Below are 19,636 nucleotides of genomic sequence, written 5' to 3' on the forward strand. Positions count from 1 at the left end.
GTTACGTGGGCATGGATTCTCACTTATAATGAAAATAGACGAAAGTTTATGCGGTTTAACTTTCAATATCATACCACGGAGTTAGCTCGGAAGGAATGTATGTTATGCCTAGGTTCATGGACGATACGATAAGTCCCTATCCTCTTCGAATCATCACTTTACCCATCGATGCCAGTAAATTAAAACTGCAATCCCTTCGAATTCTCCATGTTGGACATTTACCTGGTCGGATTATGTATCGGGAACATGCCACGTTCGAGAACTTTGCTATTGTCTATATCGCTGGAGGCAAGGGAACATACCGAGTCAATGACGGACCTGTTCAAAAGGTTGAAAGCGGCAGCCTCTTCTTCTTTCGTCCGAATCAGGTCTATCAATTTGGTCCCGATCCCGGAGGTTACTGGGATGAGTATTATTTCACTCTTAAAGGCAGCCGCGTAAAGGAATGGCAAAACAGCTGGCTCACGGAGCTAGATCAAGTGAAGCAAGTGGGCTATGAAGATGCTGCACAGCATAATCGGATTGAGCGCATATTCATTGGGATGGAAAGTGGCATTCCCGCCAATATTGATCGGGCAGCCTTGCTTGTGGAGTCATTACTATTTGAGTTCATCCAACGTGCTGAAACTACAACGGAAACGACGAAGACACAGCAATTCATCCATCTTATTGACGAACTCAGCGATTCGTTATATCAACCGTTTGACGCACAAAGTATCGCTAAACGGCATCATATCTCACTTTCTACCCTTCGCAGAATCGTCAGTGAATATTCCGGCTATCCACTAAATACGTACATGCACAGAATGAAAATGGCAGAAGCCAAAAATATTTTATTAAACACGACGAATTCCGTAAAGGAAATTGCCGATTCACTAGGTTACAAGGATGTTTTCTACTTCTCACGGATTTTCAAGAAATATGTAGGCGTTTCTCCACTCATCTTTCGAAATACGATGCATACTTAGCTGCAAAAATTTTCGCCTACTTAGCACGACTTGTCACATTGCTGCATATGATAGATTGAAAGCAAATCTTCGTATGTGGAGGTGAATCAGACATGGCACTTACACTATCGGGTTTAATGCTTTATGCAATGTGGATTGTCTTAGGGGTCATGGGTCTTAGCTTTGTAGTAGATTTGTTCAAATCGTTTGCAGCAGGAACTTTCTCCAGCTCTTCGGTTACGTCTTACTTGAAAGACCTATTGTACTTTGTGTTCCCTTTATTCTTGCTTTCCAACATGATGCCGCTAGATCATACCGATTTCATTCTCAAAATTGCGTACTATCTCGGTGCTCTTGGCGTTGTCTACCATTATGTCGGAGGCTATTTTAAAAAGTAAACCTGTAACCGCATTCACAGCTGCTGAGACCACTCAGCAGCTTTTTTAATGCCAAAAAAGCTGCTCACCGAAAGGTAAACAGCTTTTGAATCAATCACCTTTAAAACCGAGGTAAATTCGATAGATTATTGCTTGGATCACCATCTGGATACGAACGCAAGGTTTTCTCGCCCTTTCGATTCACACCCGTATTCGCATCTTCGATTAAATCAGCTTCGGTCATTTCAATCGCAGTCTGAACATCCACCACTTGACCATTTTGAAATTGAACAGCTTGGATACTCCCATCTTCATAATGCACCGATTGGATCATCGCTTTATTCGGATCAATCGTATGTGGACCACTTTGACGTCGCGGCATATAGATTTCCTCCTGTTCTACTCCAATTTTAGTACTCCCCCACTGAAAGTGGGGTTTCAACTTCTATGACTGCGAAGACTCACTCTGCGTTTGGATCTCCTGCTTCAGATCTTCTGTCTTTTGCTGCGCTTGCTTGATTTGGGTTTGAAGATCCTCTAGCTGCTGCTCAGCCTCCGTAAGGGCTGCTGCTGTAGCTTGTGAATAGATTTGCTGTGCAACTTGCAGCGTTTGCTCTGCGGCTTGCTCTGCCTTGTGGGCAACTTCTTTGATTTGCGCTAAACCAAGTTCCTTTTGTTGCGGCATGGTAATACCCCCAGCTGATGTTTTGCATACCCAATTAATGTAGGCAACACAGTCCCATTTTATTCGGGCAAAAGATAAGCATGTGTACTTAACAGATCATGTAGAAGATTGGTGGGAATGATGAATTCAGGTCCACCCATATAGCCAGGCGTAACCTCATATTTTTGAAACACAATAACAAGTTTGCCATCCTTATTGATATAGAAGCTTTGATCCTTTTTGATCGATGAAAAGAAAAAATTCACGCTATTCGGAACACCCTCCACCCAATAGATTTTGGAAGGGTCCTCCTTCATCTGTTGTATCATTTGTGACTTAATGTACTCACTTATGACTTGAATATAACCCTCATCCTTAAACAAACTTGGCAAGGTGATGAGCAGTTGATTCTTTTTATCAATCGTATCGTATTGGAAAGTCGTCGACGAAGATCCTACTGTATTAACGACATATCTCCCCACTGCGAGGATTTGATCATTGTCCGTTTTAACGACATAACCGCTAGCTACCCCGAGGTGACCCTCTATGCCACTTGCTTTCATTTTCTCCATGTCTACCATGAAATCCGTGTAGAGCTTTTTACTTTCCTCCAAATACTTCGCATTTAAGGATTCTTCAAGCACTTTATTTTCCATATTCGTAATTATAGGAACTTCAATTTTCGCTTGGTGCGCACCATCATCATACTGATATTCTCGAAAAGTCAGGACTTTCATCCATTTGCCAACGACGGGCATCTCGGATAAGGTTTGGGCCAACGCTGGGCTCGTATTAAGTCCTGCAACCAGTACAATAGCCGCGGCAGCAACAGCCGCTGATGACCATTTCAAATTCGTTCTCGGCTTTTTTCTATTTTGTTTAATGGCTTGATTTACAATGAAATCGAGTTCAGTAGGGATAGGAATGTCCATATAGGTTTGTTTCATTCGTTCTAACTTCTCGTCCATGGTTAGTTTACCTCCACTAGATTATCATCGTTCATTTTTATCCGTAAAAGCTTAAGTGCTTGGTAGAGCCGCGTCTTGATTGTGCTCGTATTTTCTTTTAACACATCCGCGATTTCATCGATCTTCAAATCTTCGAAATACCGTAGCGTTATGACACTACGATACATCGTCGGCAAATCCTCCAGCGCTCTTTCCAAATCAATATTCGTATAGGCATCTTCACTGCCAGGCGTTATCGCTTCCATCGATACATCATCCATGACGGTAAGCTTCTTATGCTTTCTCAAGAAATCTAGCGAGGTGTTGACGACAATTCGGTAAAACCAGCTTTTGATGGACGCGTTACTTTTCAATGAATCAGAGGCTGCAAAAGCCTTCTGAATCGCCTCTTGCACAATGTCGAGTGCATCCTCTTGATTTTTCACATAACTGTAAGCAAGACGATATACGTTCTCCTTGTGCTCTGTTATGCAGGTTATTAATTCATTTTCTAGCTTCCTATTTATAGCCATGTCGTTGATGACGCTCCTTTTACCGCGCGGTTATTAAGAGATGAATCTTGTTGTAGCTAAGACGTCTCAGGGTGCTGAATAGTTTGATTTCAATGCCTACCAATTTCGCTTATCCACTGGTATACTAACAGCAAGACGCTAATGAGGTGTACTGATATGAATATTATTAAAATCAAAGATCGCCATGAGTTAGATCGTCGCGTACCTTCAATGCCGTGGTATATTGAGAAATTTATTAATTATAAGCTCCCTGATCTCTCACCCTCATCGCTCCTTGAATATGTACGTGATTATGAGATTTTCCTATCTTGGCTGCTTGCGGAGGGATTAAGCACAGCGACCATAATGAATCAGGTTCCACTTGAGGATTTAGAGAAGCTGCATATGGACAGCATTAATAATTTTCGCATGTTCCTCGCCACCCGTAAAGTACAAGCAAATGGTAAAACAACAATTAATCGTAAGCTATCCGCACTTCGTTCCTTATTTCATTATTTGAGTCAAATTGCTGAGGATGATAACTTCTACCCGCTTCTAAAGCGGAATGTGATGGCCAAGGTTGAAATTAAGCGCTCCCATAAGGCGAAGGACAGTGCAGCGAAACTCGAAGGTAAACTGTTGCAGGAAGAGGAAATCGTGGAGTTCATTGCTTATGTAAAGGAAGGCTACGAGCATGATGTTGCGACGAACAAACAAGCGCTATACGCCTACGAGTTAAATAAAATCAGAGATACCTGCATCGTAACGCTCATCCTTAACTCAGGGCTTCGTGTTTCTGAGGTGTTTAACCTGAACGTCGATGATATTGATCTGAAAATGAAGCTCGCACATGTGTATCGTAAGGGTAAAAATGACGACACGTTCAAAACGCCAGTGTATTTCCGTTTCGAAGCGATCCAAGCCCTCACGGACTACTTGGCCATTCGCTCTTCCCGGTACAAGCCGACTAAAAAAGAAAAAGCCCTCTTCATTGCCATGGCAAATGGCAAAAAAGAAGGCGAACGTATGACCAAACGAGCTATTCAAGAACTAGTAATCAAATATGCCAAACGTTTTGGCAAGCCATACTTATCCGTACATAAGCTGCGACATTCCTTTGCCACAGATTATTACTTACAGAACGACTTATACAAAACGCAAGAGCAGCTCGGCCACGCCTCCCCTGAAACCACGCAAATCTATGCGCATCTCACGGATCGAACGATGTCCGAAGCGATTGATAAACGATTGGAATCCTGAAGATTACTTCAGGATTTTTTCGATTGCAGCCAACTCTTCCGGAGCAAACGCCAGGTTTTTCAATGCTGCAACATTCTCCTCGATTTGCGATACGCGGCTAGCACCAATCAAAGCGGATGTGAGACGCTCGCCACGAAGTGCCCATGCCAGCGACATTTGCGCCAAGCTTTGACCACGTGAGCTAGCCAATTCATTCAGTTGAATAATTTGGTTCAACTTCTCTTCCGTTATATCTTTCTCTTTCAGGAATTGGCTCTTACCGCCTGCTCTTGAATCCGCGGGTATGCCATTGATATATTTATTTGTCAGTAAACCTTGCGCAAGTGGACAGAACGCAATACTTCCAGCGCCGACTTCATACAATACATCCTGCAAGCCATCTTCGATCCAACGGTTCATCATGCTGTAGGATGGTTGGTGAATAAGAAGCGGCGTACCCAGACCTTTGAGAATGGAAGCTGCTTCTTTCGTTTGCTCAGCTGTATAGTTGGAAAGACCGACATATAGAGCTTTACCTTGACGCACGATTAAATCCAACGTCGCCATGGTTTCTTCGAACGGCGTGTTCGGATCTGGTCTGTGAGAGTAGAAAATATCAACATAGTCGAGTCCCATTCTTTTTAAGCTTTGGTCTAAGCTGGACACCATGTTTTTCTTGGAGCCCCACTCGCCGTAAGGACCTTCCCACATGTGATAGCCCGATTTCGTCGAGATGATGAGTTCATCACGATAAGCGCCTAGATCACTTTTAAGTACACGTCCCATTAATTCCTCTGCGGAGCCTGGTGGTGGTCCGTAATTGTTCGCTAAATCAAAATGCGTAATCCCCAAATCAAATGAACGAAGTAGCATGGCACGTCCGTTCTCATGTAGATCTAAACCCCCAAAATTGTGCCACATGCCGAGCGAAATAGCTGGAAGCTTAAGCCCTGATTTCCCTGTACGATTATATTTCATTTCTGCATAGCGTGTTGAACTAGCTTGATAGACCATGATTGTCCTCCTTCAAATTTCTGAGAAAACCTTCTTAGATAAAAGTAACTTATGTATTCACTAAGTTTTCACTAAGTTTTCACTAAAGTTTTCACAAGTTTCCTCTTTCCTATGTACTAGTATAGTTGAAGCCTAACAACAAAAAAAGAACTGAAAAAAACGTGTCTTACTAACCTTAAGGTTAGTAAGCACGCTAATTTAACCTATTTCAGATCAAAGCGCAGCAAGGCATCGTGCGCTTGCAGCCATTTAGTTTTCTCATACGTATTTCGAATAATGTCGACCAGCACACCCTGTGGATCCACGCCATCTAAGTACCGTCCAAGAAAATGTATAAAAACGTCCAGCCTGCGAAGCTCAACCAATAACGGTATCATGCTGATTTCTTTTTCAGCTAATTGAACAAACTTACGGTACCCTTCATAGAAAGCGCTACAATTCGCGCGGAGTCTATCTTCAGACAGCATTGGATCGATGAGATCAGACAAACACACGGCTAGTTCCATAACACGCGCATCGATCGTTACAAATTCAAAATCAAGAATGGCGGCAAGTCGCCCCTCATCATCAACCAGCACATTAGATCCATTAATATCCCCATGTACGAGCTGATGTGGCAGCTGACGAATGGTTGGAATCGCGGCATATAAGGCCATATAGCGATCAAATATATAAGCAAGTTCTTCCTTCTGGGCCATGAATGGTTCGGGCGGTTGCAGCGAAAACGCTCGAATTGCATCCGGCTTACAGCTAGGATGAATATGTTCAATTTCATAATAAGGGGCATACTCCGGCTTACCTTCAATTGTGATCCTAGCTAAGGAAGCAGATAGTTGACCTGCCGCTTTCCCCATGTCTTGCAGCTGACTCAAGGTTAATTCGATTGGATTATGACCCTCCGTAAATGTAAATAAGGCCGCTAGCTTCCCATCATCATTCCCAAGTGTCACCACGGTTCCTCCCGTTGGCAGCTCTAAAGGCATAGGAATTTCAAAAGGAAATTCCTCTTTCATTTCAGCTAATCGAAGTAAAACGCTATGTTCAAACTTAATTTTGTTCTGGTCACGGTGCGTTTCGTAGAGACGCAGAACATATGTACGACCCTCGACTTCGACGAATCGTGTTGTATTATTCATTCCCCCAGCACCAACACGAAGCGTCCATGTCTGAGCCCCAAACCAATTAGCGGGAAGTAACGCTAGTTGTTCCTCTTGTTCAATGACTCGCATAATGCTCAAGTTCAGCTCCTCTTCTTAAACTTGATTGTCGCCTTCTACCGCGAACTCAAAATCCTCAACATCAAAAGCCTCTACGGGTATAGCTGACTCCACTAATCGCTCAATAAAATCGAATTGATCCGTTAATAAAACGGCTTGCTCTTTGATCGCGGTCAAAATTAATTCCGTTTCTATCGGGTCAAATTGATCACCATAGGCTTCATTATCTATTGCATAAACGATCTTCAATGTCACATGCTCATTAATCGGTAACGGAGGGCTTTTGCCCCATGGCATGGATAATGCTTTTTCTATTTTTTTCTTATTAAAAGATTCCTCAAAGAAGGCAATGAGCTCACCAATCATTTGTTTGACAAAACCATCATCATCTTGCTCTAACATAATGGGTTCAGGACTGATCTGCAGCTCATATAGCTCTTGAATGCTCGTATAAGGAATTAAATAAGTCACAGGCTTTGATGGCAGCATGAGCTGGCCATGCACGGCTAACATCACAGCTTCGATAATAAACGTTTTGCTCATGGAATTCCCCCCTTATGCTACAATCCTCATTCAGCAATATTTCGATAGAAAGATCGGAAATCCTTTATTAAATAAAAACCGTTAGCTCCTAGATCGTTTTGACCATTCGAGCTAACGGTTCTTTACGCTGCTTATAAACTGCCATCAAACACCTCGTTGTCCTCGTAAAGGGGGCGAAATGGTTTCTTGGAGTAGCGATTCGCATATGCGGATGCGACATAACAATCAGGCTTAATGACCGGAACCATGCCCACAGATTCCACACGTCGCACCATCTCTTGGACGAATTTTGCCGTCCGATTTCTATTCTCGTCATCCCCCGCATCGATATGAATGAACATATCGAAAGTGGCACCTTGATACAGATGAGGAAGAATAATATTTTCCATATCTAATCGCTTGTTTTCGTCAAAATACATCGCAATCTCTTCACTTAATGTGGTTTCCATGGAAAGTTTTTCTTTGATTGAGTGAAGGGCTCTTGGTACGATCACTTGACGATAACATGCCCACGCTCCTTTCCCTAGCCGCTGGATAACTACGCCGGTAATGAATTTCGTATGACCTGTGTGCACCTGACAATCCGTGCCTATAATGAATTTATAGGTGGCCACGGGGTCAAGTCGCATGAAATGAAGAATACGCTCGTGCACGGTATCCAGGTTAAGTCCTCTTTCCGTTGTGTTCCTAAATTCCAGTGGTTGGTTCGTCGTCGAAGGTTTCAAAGATAAGGCTCTCCCTTTCTCCATAAACTATAGAAAAAGGCGGATGCTGGGGGCAGCACCCGCCTCTTCTATAGTATATGGCAATCCTTGCCTGTTCGAACCATCAACTTACTTTAAAACAGGGCCGCCGTACAAAAATCGATTTTCCCACTGCTTGCCATCAATCGTATCCACGCGAACGCCACCAGATTCAATGGAATACGTGTGCAGCATTTGACCGTTGCCTAAGTATAAACCAACGTGAGTGATCGGCTCTGTCAGTACATTGATACCATCGTAATCAGAAGCCTTCGATCCTTTATAGTTGCTGAAAAATAGGAGATCCCCGCGTTTCAACTTCGTCCAATCCTTCACAATTGGCCCCAATGCTTTTACATAGCTGCCTTGCGCAGCAGAATCACTTGGCAAGGACAGACGAAGCGCATCCCAGAACATCGTTTGAACAAAGTCAGAGCAATCGAAAGTAGAAGGATCATTACGTTCCGAACCAAATTCATAAGGAGTCCCCAGGTACACTTCTCCCGCGTTAATCACCGCTTCGATTTCATCGGCTACTGGCATATTGGGCTTTATCACCGAGAAATCCGTTGTTATATATTTACTGCTGCTGCTCATATATCCACTAATACCGTTAGCATCTTTCACTTTATACCAGCCATCATTCACTTTGTCGGTAACAAGAACTTCTTCGCCTTTGCCCAGCATTCGAATCACCTTCGAACCTGAACTAGCGTCTGAAGACGGCAGCGTACGGAAATTAACGCCATACAAGATTTGAGCATTACTGACAATCGTAATGTATTTACTATTTGTGGATACATATCCGCTTACACCTTGGGCATCCTTAATTCGAAACCAATTCACAGTTGTATAGTCCGTCACCGTTACGATTTCATTTGCTTTCAACATGCGAAGCACGTTGCTCGAAGTACTAGGTTGATCTCGAAAACTTACACCAGCAACAATCTGCGCCTTTGTCGTGACTCCATCTTCAGCTTGTGTATTTATGGGTAGTAGAGCCATGAAAGCTACCATTAATACCGCAATAACCATCGTCCACTTTCTCATATTCTTTCCCTCCACTGGGTATGATGTTAGATTATTCGTTCTAACCCTTATTATAGTTTGAGGGGGTCAAGCACGAATATAGGTGAAAGGTAGCGATTATTGCCTAATGGTGTACGGCGAGTAGCCTATTGACGACACGGTTTAATTTTCCAATTTACGCACTTCAGCCTTTCTTGTTAAAGATGACCAAAATAGCTGCCACTGCGAGGAATTCTTGAGCTTTACATTGCCTATTTTCATTTCATTTTCTCCCAGTTCGATTACCTGCCAATGACTCGGATCATGGACGGATTGTGATTCCAAATAGAGAATCGCCGCCCCCTCATTCGCTTCCTCGAGCTCATTCCAAAATTTCACGCCATAATAGGCGAGTCCATAATGATTAATGAGCGTGCATGTGTAAATTTGATCGGTTTCTTTGTGCTGCAAAACAAAGGGCATCTTCCACTACCTCCAATGAGAAAGGCACATTCACCACGAGGGGAATGTGCCTTCGTTTGTATGATTGCTAGTTACAAATACGCATTTTCATGCTTGGCTTTCAACATGTTCCAACGACGTTCTACTTCCGTCTCAAAGGACTTCAGCGAGCCCTCATACTCCGGTTTCGTGAGATGCTTCGTTTTACCCATCGTTTTCAACCAATCGGATAACGGAATCTTCTTACTCTTATCCTCGGGATTATAAGTGATGGATGTTACGCCATGTTCTACCTCATAGAGAGGAAAGAAACAAGAGTCAACCGCAGCGCCAACGATGTTAGAGCCTTCTTGGTCATCCGACAGCCAATTCAGCGGACAAGCAATGAGAATTTTACCGTAGACTAATCCTTCATGCTGCGCATACCACTGTGCTTTCGCTGCTTTCTTAACCAGATCCTGCGGGTACGCCTCTGAACCTGTAAATACATAAGGGATGTGAGTCGCGGCCATAATTTGCGCAGTATCCTTGTGATGGAACACTTTACCACCCTGATGCTTTCCAACATTAGACGTGGATGTCCGATGTCCCATCGGTGTTGAATAAGAAAGCTGTGCACCTGTGTTCATGTAACCTTCATTATCATACTCGAGAATAATCATTTTATGATTCCGTAGTGCAGCTCCAATGGCAGGCCCCATCCCAATATCCATACCGCCATCACCTGTGATCATGACGAAGGTGAAATCGTCCTGCAACCCCAGATGATCGAGTTCTCCGCGACGCTTACGCTCCCAGAACATCTCCACAACGCCTGACAGCGTTGCTGCGCCATTCTGGAACAGATTATGGATATAGGTGGCTTTATGCGCTGAATACGGATACCCCGTTGTTACAACCATCGCACAGCCTGTGTGGAAAATGGAAACAATATCGCCTTCTATTCCCTTAAAGAACAGCTCGAGCCCTGAGAAAATACCACAGCCAGGACACGCGCCATGACCTGGAGCTATCCGCTTCGGCTTCTTCGTTAAGGAACGTAGAGGAGGAATGCGAACATTCAACTTCCCTGTATTCTCATCTGGTGAAACGGTGATGAGACCTGTCTTCAAATCTTCATACTTCATTGGCGTCAAAACCCGCTTCGGTGCTTTCGAAGGATCCCCCGGCGTGTGGCCGTAGTAATCGAAAGGCACGTCCACCTTGCCGCTCTCCATCGCGTCAATGGCGAATTGGAACAGATTATGCCCATCCTCGGCATAAAAGTCTTTACCACCTAAGCCATAGATCCGGCTTATGACAAGCGTATCTCTGTTCCCGTTGGTGAACAGCGCCGCTTTGATTTCATTGACCATGTTGCCGCCATGTCCACCGTAAGAATCTGCGCGATCGCCTACGGTGATCGCTTTCACATTCTTCAGCGCCTCTGCGATCTGCTTCGCTGGGAAAGGTCGGATCAGGTTCGGTGCGATCGAACCTGCTTTAATGCCCTTCTCGCGGAGCTGGTCGACGACATCCTTGATGATTTCGGAGGCCGAATTCATCAAGAATACCGCGACTTCCGCGTCCTCCATCCGATATAGCTCCAGAATCGGATAGTCACGGCCCGTCAGATCGGCATATTCCTGCCGAATGCGATCATACACACCCTCAGCGTTATACATGGCCATCGACTGCTGATAGCAGTTATTAATATAATCCGGTTCATTCATATACGGTCCTACCGTAATCGGATTATTGCGATCTAAAGTATCTGGGAAGCCCTGTGGCTTCTCACCTACGAATGCTTGCACATCAGCCCGATGTGCGAAGGTTTGCACTCTGCGCTTTTGGTGAGAGGTGAAATAGCCATCTGAAGCGACCATGACTGGCAACCGCACCTCAGGATCCTCGGCTAATTTTAATGCCATAATATTCATATCATATACGGCTTGCGGGTCACGGCACATCACGATCGGCCATCCGGTATTTAAGGCATAATAAAGGTCTGAATGATCACCATGAATATTGAGTGGTCCTGAAACGGAGCGGCAAACCAAATTCATAACCATCGGAAAGCGGGTTCCGGATTGGACCGGCATTTGTTCCAACATATACAAATAACCGTTGGCGCTCGTCGCGTTAAATACGCGGCCGCCAGCAGTTGATGCGCCATAACATATACCTGCTGAACCATGTTCACCGTCTGCAGGGATTAAAACAATATCATGCTGTCCATTGGATTTCATGAGATCTAGAAACTGAGCTACCTCCGTTGATGGTGATATCGGAAAGTACCCCATGACATGATAATTAATTTGATGCGCCGCATAGGCCGCCATTTCATTCCCTGATTCATACACGATGCGCTGCTCGACCTTAGCTTGCCCTAATTCCTGCTTGATATCAATGGACATGCGAGTAGTTCCACCCTTCTCCCATAAATACTCTCTAAGAGTTTATAGCTAGATTGAATCGATGCGGCATGCGATTTAGATCTGCATAGCCATCTTCTTCACGCTCACTGGAGAGCGCATCGGTTGGACAAGCCTGTACACATTTAAGGCAACCTTTACAGTATTGATAGTCTATGCCTTGCAGGAACATTTGGGGACGGCCTTTCTTGTCGGGGAGCTCATCCCATACAAAACAAAAGTCAGGACACACATTATCACAAGAAGCGCAGTGAATGCATGAATCTTCATGAAAATGTGGCATCATCCCAGCACGGGAAATGCTCAAATCTTTGAGAATACTATTACCGGGATTCGTAACGACACCCCCGATAGGTTGCGTAGCAAAGCCCAGAACTGGTGTATCATACCGTACAAAATCAGGCATGGATTCCCCTTCTGGAAGCACATACGTCTGAAAAACCACCTCGTTATAGCCGCGGTCGAAAGTACGTAATGCCGGAGCAACTGCAAGCGGATATTTCTTTTCTAACGACTTCCGAATGACGCCTCGCATGACATCTGGATCCAGAAATTCACACAATCGGAACATCGCTCCTAACATCGCCATATTCACGCGATTTTTCTCTTCGAGTGAAATACCTATTGCGTCAATGACGGCAATCGTTCCACCTCTGAGCTTCATCTTTTCCTTCAATTCATCCGGTGTTTTGGTTGAATTTACTAACACGGTACTATCCTCATAGATGCCACTGATAACGTTTACAGTTTTGGAAAGTGATTCATGAAAAACACCTACAACATGCGGTCGTTCAACGGGCGATGTATCCCGAATCTTCGTTTCCATGTCACAAAATCGAATATGTGCTTTTACTGCAGACCCTTTCTTCTCTGACCCGTAGGATGAGAAACTGACACCGTTCAAACCAACGCCAACGACTCCTGCTTCTGCCAGCATCTTGCCCGCCAGATTCGCGCCTAGACCGCCGATGGATTCCAGTCTTATCTCGAAAAAGCCGAGATCGTTCAATTTAGGTAAAGTTACCATGCTTGGTCTCCTTTCAAAAATGAACTGCATAAAGAGTGAATAGTATGAATAGTAAATCTACTATTATTGTAACAAGAAATGGCTGGTAATCAACCTTTTTTTCTCACAGCCATTTAAAGCAAATAATCAATGATTAGTCCGCATTTCCCCATATAAAAACTGAGCGACTCCGGATTCACATCTGCATCCAAATTTCTTTCCTCACAATCCTCACACACGTCTACATAATCGTCATCAATTGGATTAAACACAACACCGCAAACCTGTGAGCACGTCCGCATTCACATCTCTCCTCGGCTTTAAATCCCCCAATATTGTAAACGCTTGCAATCATGTTCTCTTTATTATACAGTGCTTTATACGCCACTGACCATAAGTCTTTATGAAATCTTTAGCATTCTAAACAACCTGTTTCACTTGATTCAAATCGCATTTGTGAGATAATGTAGAAATAAGTACCAAATTGTCGAATTATGGAAAGGATGCTTGGGATTGCTTCATTTCATTATTTCCAACGAACTACATAACCTTTTCTATCTCATGAGCGCTGCGCTGCTCCATCTTATTCTTGTTAACCATTTCATTCATAAAGAACAGCATTTATATCTCATTTTCTCATTAATTCTAGGTGTCTTTATCCTCCTTTATTGGAACTTTGCCGACATAGACCCTTTGATTTACTCCTTGCAATTAGTACCTGTCTGTTTGCTTTTCGTGACGCTAGGCCTTGGCATTGCGCCTTCCATCTTAACATGGATCATTTTCAATATCGGTTGTATGTTCGTTCTGCACTATTATTGGGAACCAGCCCTGCTAAGCAGCACATTCGTGCTTATTCTTGGCTTTCTAGCTCGAAATCGCGTATCCCAAGCTTCATTGAAGATAAAACTAACTTATGCAACTGGTATTCTCATCGTGTATGAACTATTGTATGCGCCACTTGCGCCTTATGTCTTAGCGCCATTTTCCTTATATACAGGCTACGTAATTGTGTTTGCCTTCATCTCACTATGGATCATGATCACTTTACTTTTCTTTATTAACAAATATGAAATTCAGCGAAAACATATCGCTCATTTAGAGAAGAATCGCATGCTCGCTGAATTATCCGCAACAATCTCTCATGAAATCCGTAATCCGCTTACCTCGACACGCGGTTTTCTGCAATTAATGCAAAAATCAGATCTGTCGAATTTGGATCGTAGACGTTATGCCGATCTTGCACTGTCAGGTGTAGACCAGGCCATCACCATATTGACTGATTTCCTTAACTATGCGAAGCCTTCTGCGGACTTAGAGGAACAACTAGATATCAAAGAGGAGCTAGAACAAACCGTTCGTTTTATTTCACCCTATGCGATTGACTTTCAAGTTGCAATTGATATTTCACATGAATGTGAAGCTCCCTTATATATTCTTGGCGAGTCCCAAAAGCTCCGCCAATGCTTACTCAATCTCATTAAAAACGCAATCGAATCCATGCCTAATGGTGGACGGTTGTCCTTACGCACTTGGAAGCATCCTAGCACTGTCCAGATCTCGATTTCAGACACGGGTGTTGGAATGACGGATACGCAATTGAATTCGTTGGGTAAGCCCTTCTATACGACCAAAGAACATGGAACAGGAATTGGACTTGTCGTAGTCATGAGTCTTATACAGAAAATGAACGGCAAAATTTCATTTTCAAGCAGCCTCAATCGCGGCACGCAATGTTCGATCATTTTCCAACAAAACTGAACATACCAAATAAGCAAGCTAGTTAAGAGCGCACTCTTGTCCAGCTTGCTTATAAATTTCAATACACTTAATTAGCTAATTTTTCCTTCTCCACGATAAATGCGAGAAATTGACTGCAGCTTTCCTCCACCATCTCAAACACTTCTTGAAACTTCCCGGTATAATACGGATCTGGCACGTCGGAATGTCCCGGATTACTTGAGAAATCCAACAACTTATGTATCGAAGCGTTCTTCACAACCCCCGCCAATTCAGGAGCAAACGAGGCGAGATTAACAACATTACTTTCATCCATCGCGATGATATATGTAAATTGGTTGAAATCATCTGGACGTACTTGCCTAGCTTTCAAGCCTTCATAACCAATATGATGACGGTCAAGAATATCCCGTGTTCCTTGATGTGGAGGATGACCGATATGCCAATCCCCTGTGCCGGCAGAATCTATAGAAATGACTCCTTCAAGTCCCGCTTCCTTCACTTGATGCCGAAACACAGCTTCCGCCATGGGCGAACGACAAATGTTACCTAAACAGACGAATAAGACCCTAATCATATTTGTCCAAAAACGAGCATTTTTTCATTGAGTGTAAGTGGTCTAGCTGGAATATCTAATACAATTCTACCTTCCGAGACACCCCAAATACGCGTTGCAAATCGTTCCGCTAATTCAACCTTATGCAGCGTGGCGATGACACTCATGTTCCGCTCTTTGCACAGGGACTTCAAATCTTGCAGAATGTACTCCGTGGACTTGGGATCAAGCCCGGATACAGGCTCATCTGCGACGAGTACCTTGGGTCCAAGAATCAACGCTTTAGCAATCGCGACACGTTGCTGTTCGCCACCGCTAAGCTGACCAACCTTCTTGTCACCTTTATCCAGAAGTCCAACCTTCTCTAAGAAATCCATGCTATCGATCTTCTCATTTCTCGACGACAAGCCTGTAATCATTCGTAGCGGTGCTTGATACACCCTCCCCATCAACACATTCTTGACAGCGCTTTTATTCCGATTTAGAAAAGGCTTCTCTTCCAGGTATGCGAAATCCTTACCTAATTTAAAACGGTCCCATGGACCTGGCTTCGTAATATCATTCGAGTTATAAATGAGCTGACCACTTGTCCATTTCTCTTGGTGACTAATACACTTAAGCAGCGTTGTTTTCCCGCTTCCACTGCTCCCGATTACCGCGATAAATTCACCTGCATCTACCTGAAAGCTAATTTGCGATAGAACCTGATTGTCCGGGGGAAATACTTTACTTAAATTTCGAACTGTCAGCATGACAACTCTCCTTCACGTAAGCCTAGTCATTCTTATGTTTCGGAAAAAATCGCCACTCAAGTCAAGCTGTTACTCGGCTCGTTGAGGGCGATTTCCTTCTCTTCTACATGTAATCCTTAATCGCAAGAAGTCGGTGCTTCAGCCGCGCCAGCTTCAACATTAATTTTATCCGAAATCGTATCTCTGACTACCGACATGACAAGTTGAAGCAAATAGTTAATATCTTCTTGAGTTTGCTTGAACTCGTTAACGATAGGTATCCCATCTAATTCATCCTGCAGGACTTCGATCTCATTCTCGATTTTTTCCACCATTTTCTTGTTTTGGAACGTTTCAAAAGCAACAATCTCTTTTTGCTTTTTCTTTATAGCACTAATCAACCCTTGAATATCGGGATTTGTTGCGATTTGCTTTTCAGCCTTTTGATAGAACTGAACTTCATTGGAAGTTGTAAGTAAAGTAGCAAGTTCCTTCGCTTTCGCCAAAATATCTTCGCGGACGATCATTTCTGTATTCGTAAATTCCTCTACTTTAAATGCATGAGGCTGATTATCATCATGCGCATGATCACATTGGGACATATCTTAACACGCTCCTATTTATTCAATTCAAAATTTTATACAGACATTTGAAGAGGCTTATGTACAATCTCGCCTTTCAAAATCCAAGTTTGTGCATGAGTGACTTTAACCTCAACCATTTGGCCAATCAAGGATGGATCTCCTGTGAAATGGATAAGTTTATTCGTCCGCGTACGGCCGGCAAGCACATCCACATTATTCTTACTTTCACCTTCAACCAATACTTCAACGGTTTGATTAAGCAATCGCTCATTGCTGTCTTTGCTAAGTTTATTGACCAGCTCATTAAGACGATATAATCGTTGCTTTTTCACTTCCATTGGAACATTGTCTTCCATCTCTGCTGCAGGCGTACCTACTCTCGGAGAATAAATGAAGGTAAACGCAAAATCAAAACCAACTTCCTCGTACAGTGTCATCGTATCCTCGAATTGCTCATCCGTCTCGCCTGGAAAACCAACGATAATGTCGGTTGTTAACACAACATCAGGCATGGTTGACTTAATTTTACCAGCTAGCTGCAAATAATGATCTCTCGAATACTTCCGACTCATCCGTTTTAAGACTTCTGTATTCCCAGCTTGAACTGGCAAATGAATGTGCTCAACGAGATTACCACGCTTGCCTAAAACCTCGATCAAGCGGTCATCGAAATCTCGCGGATGCGATGTTGTGAAACGTATACGTGGAACATCAATTTTACGAATATCGTCCATCAAATCAGCGAACGTGTACGTTATATCTTCAAAGTCTTTGCCATAGGCATTGACATTCTGTCCAAGTAGCGTAATTTCCTGAAAGCCTTGACGAGCCAAATCCCTGACTTCAGCCAAAACGTCCTGTGGTCTACGGCTTCGCTCTTTCCCCCGTGTATATGGAACAATACAGTAGGTACAGAACTTATCGCAGCCGTACATAATGTTAACCCAAGCACGGATACCTTCCCGCTTTTTCGGGAGATTTTCTACGATATCGCCTTCCTTTGACCATACCTCCACAACCATTTCTTTGTTGAAAAAGGCATCCTTCAAAAGGCTTGGCAGGCGATGAATATTATGAGTTCCGAAAATCATATCGACAAAGGCATGCTTTTGCATAATGCGATTGACAACGGATTCTTCCTGCGACATACATCCACATACACCAAGAATAAGTCCTGGCTTCTGCGCTTTCAATGTTTTCAGATGACCAAGCTCACCGAACACTTTATCCTCGGCATTCTCACGAATCGCACACGTATTTAGCAAGATGACGTCTGCAATCTGCTTGTCTTCCGTAGCTGTATAGCCCATTTGTTCGAAAAGGCCCTTCATGACCTCGGTATCATGTTCATTCATTTGGCAACCATAAGTTGTTATTAGATAATATTTGTCCTTACCAAATTGCTGCATATCTTCCGGAATGGCAAAATCGTAATGAACCTGAATGTCCTCTTTACCACGTTGCTTCTCATCTTTATAATTGGGTGCAGAATTGATTTGGATATTCCGACCTTTAATTCGATAAGTCGTTTTGCCCTCTTCTTGGCTTAACACTTTCGCATCCGAGAAGTCAAAGTATTTGGAGTAATCCTTAACCTTGTCGGATTTTAAATCCGATGTATTTTGGTTCTCCTTCGACATGATGAATTCACTTCCCTTTATCTATAAATATAGCTCTAACTTGTATTAACCCAATATCAAATTATAGCACAACTGATACCTGTATATCCATATTGGCTTCAGTAACACGTTATTTGGGGACAAAAAACCTTCTCTGATGAGAAGGCTGAAGAAATTACTTTAACCATAGGTAAACTGCTGCTTGATAATGTCTGTCATCTCTTGTGCAGGTATAGGCCGGCTAAATAAATATCCTTGCGCTTCATTACATTCACGTTGTAATAAGAATTGAAGCTGTTCCTTCGTTTCCACACCTTCTGCAATAACTTTCAGATCCAAATTATGCGCCATTGTAATAATCGTATGTACAAGTGCAGCATCCTTAGCATCCTCAACATATTTCGGGTAAAAGATTGATCAATCTTTAAGCTGCCGATCGGAAAAAGCTTCAAATAATTTAAGGATGAATAGCCCGTCCCAAAATCGTCGATCGATAAAAAAATACCCATCGTTTTTAGTTTATGCATGGTCTCAATGGCGTACTTCGAATCTTGAATAATACTTTCCGTTAACTCAAGTTCAAGATAATGAGGGGCTAACCCAGTCACGTCTAACGCATGAATCACCATTTCAATTAAATTACTTTGCTTAAATTGCTTTGATGAAATATTAACTGCCATACGCAATGGAACAAATCCTTGGTTCTGCCATTCTTTATTTTGGCGGCATGCTTCATTAAGCACCCATTCACCAATGGGTATTATTAATCCAGTTTCTTCTGCTAATGGAATGAAATCAGCCGGAGATATATGTCCCCATTCCGGGTGTTGCCAACGGATTAGTGCTTCTGCACCGATAACCTTCCCCGAATTCACATCAACCTGTGGCTGATAAAAGACTCGAAATTCTTTTCGTTCCAATGCTTTACGCAATCCGATTTCCATCTGCATTTTTTTAGTTACTGCCTCGTTCATCTCCGGTGTGTAAAACTGAAAACTATTTTTACCTTGTTCTTTCACACGATACATCGCAGTGTCTGCATTCTTAATTAATGTCTCAATATCTCCACCATCTGATGGGTAGAGACTAATACCAATCGAAGGTGTAACGAATAGCTCATGTTCAAGAATGCTAAATGACTGAGAGAATATACGAACAATTTTTTGAGCATTTTTTATCATTTCATCAGCGGTTGTGTGCGCCCAAAGAACAATAAATTCATCGCCGCCTTGCCGAGAAACCGTATCACCTTTACCAATGCAAGTTTCGAATCGATTCGCAACCTCTATCAATAACTTATCGCCCATTGCATG

General features: G+C 43.1%; 21 protein-coding genes and 1 pseudogene. 4 read left to right on the forward strand and 18 right to left on the reverse strand.

Annotation, left to right across the window (positions count from 1 at the left end):
- The first annotated feature begins 104 nt into the window (after positions 1–104).
- Together AC58PQ_RS12625 and AC58PQ_RS12630 are read left to right on the forward strand one after the other, a co-directional pair.
- On the forward strand, positions 105–968 hold the full coding sequence (locus AC58PQ_RS12625) for an AraC family transcriptional regulator (RefSeq protein ID WP_497242290.1): 864 nt from the start codon (positions 105–107) through the stop codon (positions 966–968).
- A gap of 92 nt (positions 969–1,060) precedes the next feature.
- Positions 1,061–1,345: a hypothetical protein gene (locus AC58PQ_RS12630; RefSeq protein ID WP_497242291.1), complete on the forward strand. Its 285-nt coding sequence runs from the start codon at positions 1,061–1,063 to the stop codon at positions 1,343–1,345.
- 100 nt (positions 1,346–1,445) lie between these two features.
- Here AC58PQ_RS12630 and AC58PQ_RS12635 read toward each other — a convergent pair whose 3' ends face one another.
- The 4 genes from AC58PQ_RS12635 to sigV all read right to left on the reverse strand — a co-directional run bounded on the left by AC58PQ_RS12635 (position 1,446) and on the right by sigV (position 3,468).
- Positions 1,446–1,706, reverse strand: coding sequence for a DUF3892 domain-containing protein (locus AC58PQ_RS12635; protein ID WP_477596236.1), 261 nt, complete (start codon positions 1,704–1,706; stop codon positions 1,446–1,448).
- Positions 1,707–1,769: 63 nt separating this feature from the next.
- Positions 1,770–2,009 (reverse strand): hypothetical protein, encoded by a 240-nt coding sequence (locus AC58PQ_RS12640; RefSeq protein ID WP_497242292.1) that lies wholly within the window; start codon positions 2,007–2,009, stop codon positions 1,770–1,772.
- Between the two features lie 59 nt (positions 2,010–2,068).
- Positions 2,069–2,956: an anti-sigma-V factor RsiV gene (gene rsiV, locus AC58PQ_RS12645; RefSeq protein ID WP_497242293.1), complete on the reverse strand. Its 888-nt coding sequence runs from the start codon at positions 2,954–2,956 to the stop codon at positions 2,069–2,071.
- Between the two features lie 2 nt (positions 2,957–2,958).
- Positions 2,959–3,468, reverse strand: a complete 510-nt coding sequence (gene sigV, locus AC58PQ_RS12650; protein WP_497242294.1) for an RNA polymerase sigma factor SigV — start codon at positions 3,466–3,468, stop codon at positions 2,959–2,961.
- Positions 3,469–3,624: 156 nt separating this feature from the next.
- Between sigV and xerS the strand changes: the two genes are divergently transcribed.
- A complete protein-coding gene (xerS, locus tag AC58PQ_RS12655; RefSeq protein ID WP_497242295.1) occupies positions 3,625–4,707 on the forward strand; it encodes a tyrosine recombinase XerS in 1,083 nt (360 codons plus the stop codon).
- A gap of 3 nt (positions 4,708–4,710) precedes the next feature.
- On the opposite strand, the gene mgrA is transcribed toward xerS, so the two are convergent.
- From mgrA to AC58PQ_RS12700, 9 genes are all read right to left on the reverse strand, one after another.
- Positions 4,711–5,700, reverse strand: a complete 990-nt coding sequence (gene mgrA, locus AC58PQ_RS12660; protein WP_497242296.1) for an L-glyceraldehyde 3-phosphate reductase — start codon at positions 5,698–5,700, stop codon at positions 4,711–4,713.
- Positions 5,701–5,903: 203 nt separating this feature from the next.
- Positions 5,904–6,929 carry a phosphotransferase enzyme family protein gene (locus tag AC58PQ_RS12665; protein WP_497242436.1) on the reverse strand — a complete coding sequence of 342 codons (1,026 nt, stop codon included), beginning with the start codon at positions 6,927–6,929 and terminating at the stop codon, positions 5,904–5,906.
- Positions 6,930–6,953: 24 nt separating this feature from the next.
- Entirely contained in the window at positions 6,954–7,460 is a 507-nt protein-coding gene (locus tag AC58PQ_RS12670) for an ADP-heptose synthase (protein ID WP_477596250.1), read from the reverse strand.
- Between the two features lie 131 nt (positions 7,461–7,591).
- Positions 7,592–8,185 carry a ribonuclease H-like YkuK family protein gene (locus tag AC58PQ_RS12675; RefSeq protein WP_497242297.1) on the reverse strand — a complete coding sequence of 198 codons (594 nt, stop codon included), beginning with the start codon at positions 8,183–8,185 and terminating at the stop codon, positions 7,592–7,594.
- 108 nt (positions 8,186–8,293) lie between these two features.
- Complete coding sequence (locus tag AC58PQ_RS12680) at positions 8,294–9,253, reverse strand: C40 family peptidase (protein ID WP_497242298.1); 960 nt, start codon at positions 9,251–9,253, stop codon at positions 8,294–8,296.
- 141 nt (positions 9,254–9,394) lie between these two features.
- On the reverse strand, positions 9,395–9,694 hold the full coding sequence (locus AC58PQ_RS12685) for a hypothetical protein (protein WP_497242299.1): 300 nt from the start codon (positions 9,692–9,694) through the stop codon (positions 9,395–9,397).
- A gap of 71 nt (positions 9,695–9,765) precedes the next feature.
- On the reverse strand, positions 9,766–12,069 hold the full coding sequence (locus AC58PQ_RS12690) for a thiamine pyrophosphate-dependent enzyme (protein ID WP_497242300.1): 2,304 nt from the start codon (positions 12,067–12,069) through the stop codon (positions 9,766–9,768).
- Positions 12,070–12,103: 34 nt separating this feature from the next.
- Complete coding sequence (locus tag AC58PQ_RS12695) at positions 12,104–13,114, reverse strand: 2-oxoacid:acceptor oxidoreductase family protein (RefSeq protein ID WP_497242301.1); 1,011 nt, start codon at positions 13,112–13,114, stop codon at positions 12,104–12,106.
- 113 nt (positions 13,115–13,227) lie between these two features.
- A complete protein-coding gene (locus AC58PQ_RS12700) occupies positions 13,228–13,395 on the reverse strand; it encodes a hypothetical protein (RefSeq protein WP_497242302.1) in 168 nt (55 codons plus the stop codon).
- Between the two features lie 211 nt (positions 13,396–13,606).
- On the opposite strand from AC58PQ_RS12700, the gene AC58PQ_RS12705 reads away from it, so the two are divergent.
- Complete coding sequence (locus tag AC58PQ_RS12705; protein ID WP_497242303.1) at positions 13,607–14,854, forward strand: ATP-binding protein; 1,248 nt, start codon at positions 13,607–13,609, stop codon at positions 14,852–14,854.
- A gap of 67 nt (positions 14,855–14,921) precedes the next feature.
- Here AC58PQ_RS12705 and AC58PQ_RS12710 read toward each other — a convergent pair whose 3' ends face one another.
- From AC58PQ_RS12710 to AC58PQ_RS12730, 5 genes and pseudogenes are all read right to left on the reverse strand, one after another.
- Positions 14,922–15,410 (reverse strand): low molecular weight protein-tyrosine-phosphatase, encoded by a 489-nt coding sequence (locus tag AC58PQ_RS12710; RefSeq protein ID WP_497242304.1) that lies wholly within the window; start codon positions 15,408–15,410, stop codon positions 14,922–14,924.
- Positions 15,407–16,141 (reverse strand): phosphonate ABC transporter ATP-binding protein, encoded by a 735-nt coding sequence (locus AC58PQ_RS12715; RefSeq protein WP_497242305.1) that lies wholly within the window; start codon positions 16,139–16,141, stop codon positions 15,407–15,409. Before AC58PQ_RS12715 ends, AC58PQ_RS12710 begins: the two co-directional genes overlap by 4 nt.
- 116 nt (positions 16,142–16,257) lie before the next feature.
- Positions 16,258–16,722 (reverse strand): YlbF/YmcA family competence regulator, encoded by a 465-nt coding sequence (locus tag AC58PQ_RS12720; protein WP_497242306.1) that lies wholly within the window; start codon positions 16,720–16,722, stop codon positions 16,258–16,260.
- A 35-nt stretch (positions 16,723–16,757) separates the two neighbouring features.
- Complete coding sequence (gene miaB, locus AC58PQ_RS12725) at positions 16,758–18,344, reverse strand: tRNA (N6-isopentenyl adenosine(37)-C2)-methylthiotransferase MiaB (protein ID WP_497242307.1); 1,587 nt, start codon at positions 18,342–18,344, stop codon at positions 16,758–16,760.
- 159 nt (positions 18,345–18,503) lie between these two features.
- Positions 18,504–19,630: pseudogene (locus tag AC58PQ_RS12730) on the reverse strand (putative bifunctional diguanylate cyclase/phosphodiesterase).
- Between the last annotated feature and the right edge of the window lie 6 nt (positions 19,631–19,636).

This window comes from Paenibacillus sp. J22P143, assembly GCF_059692035.1.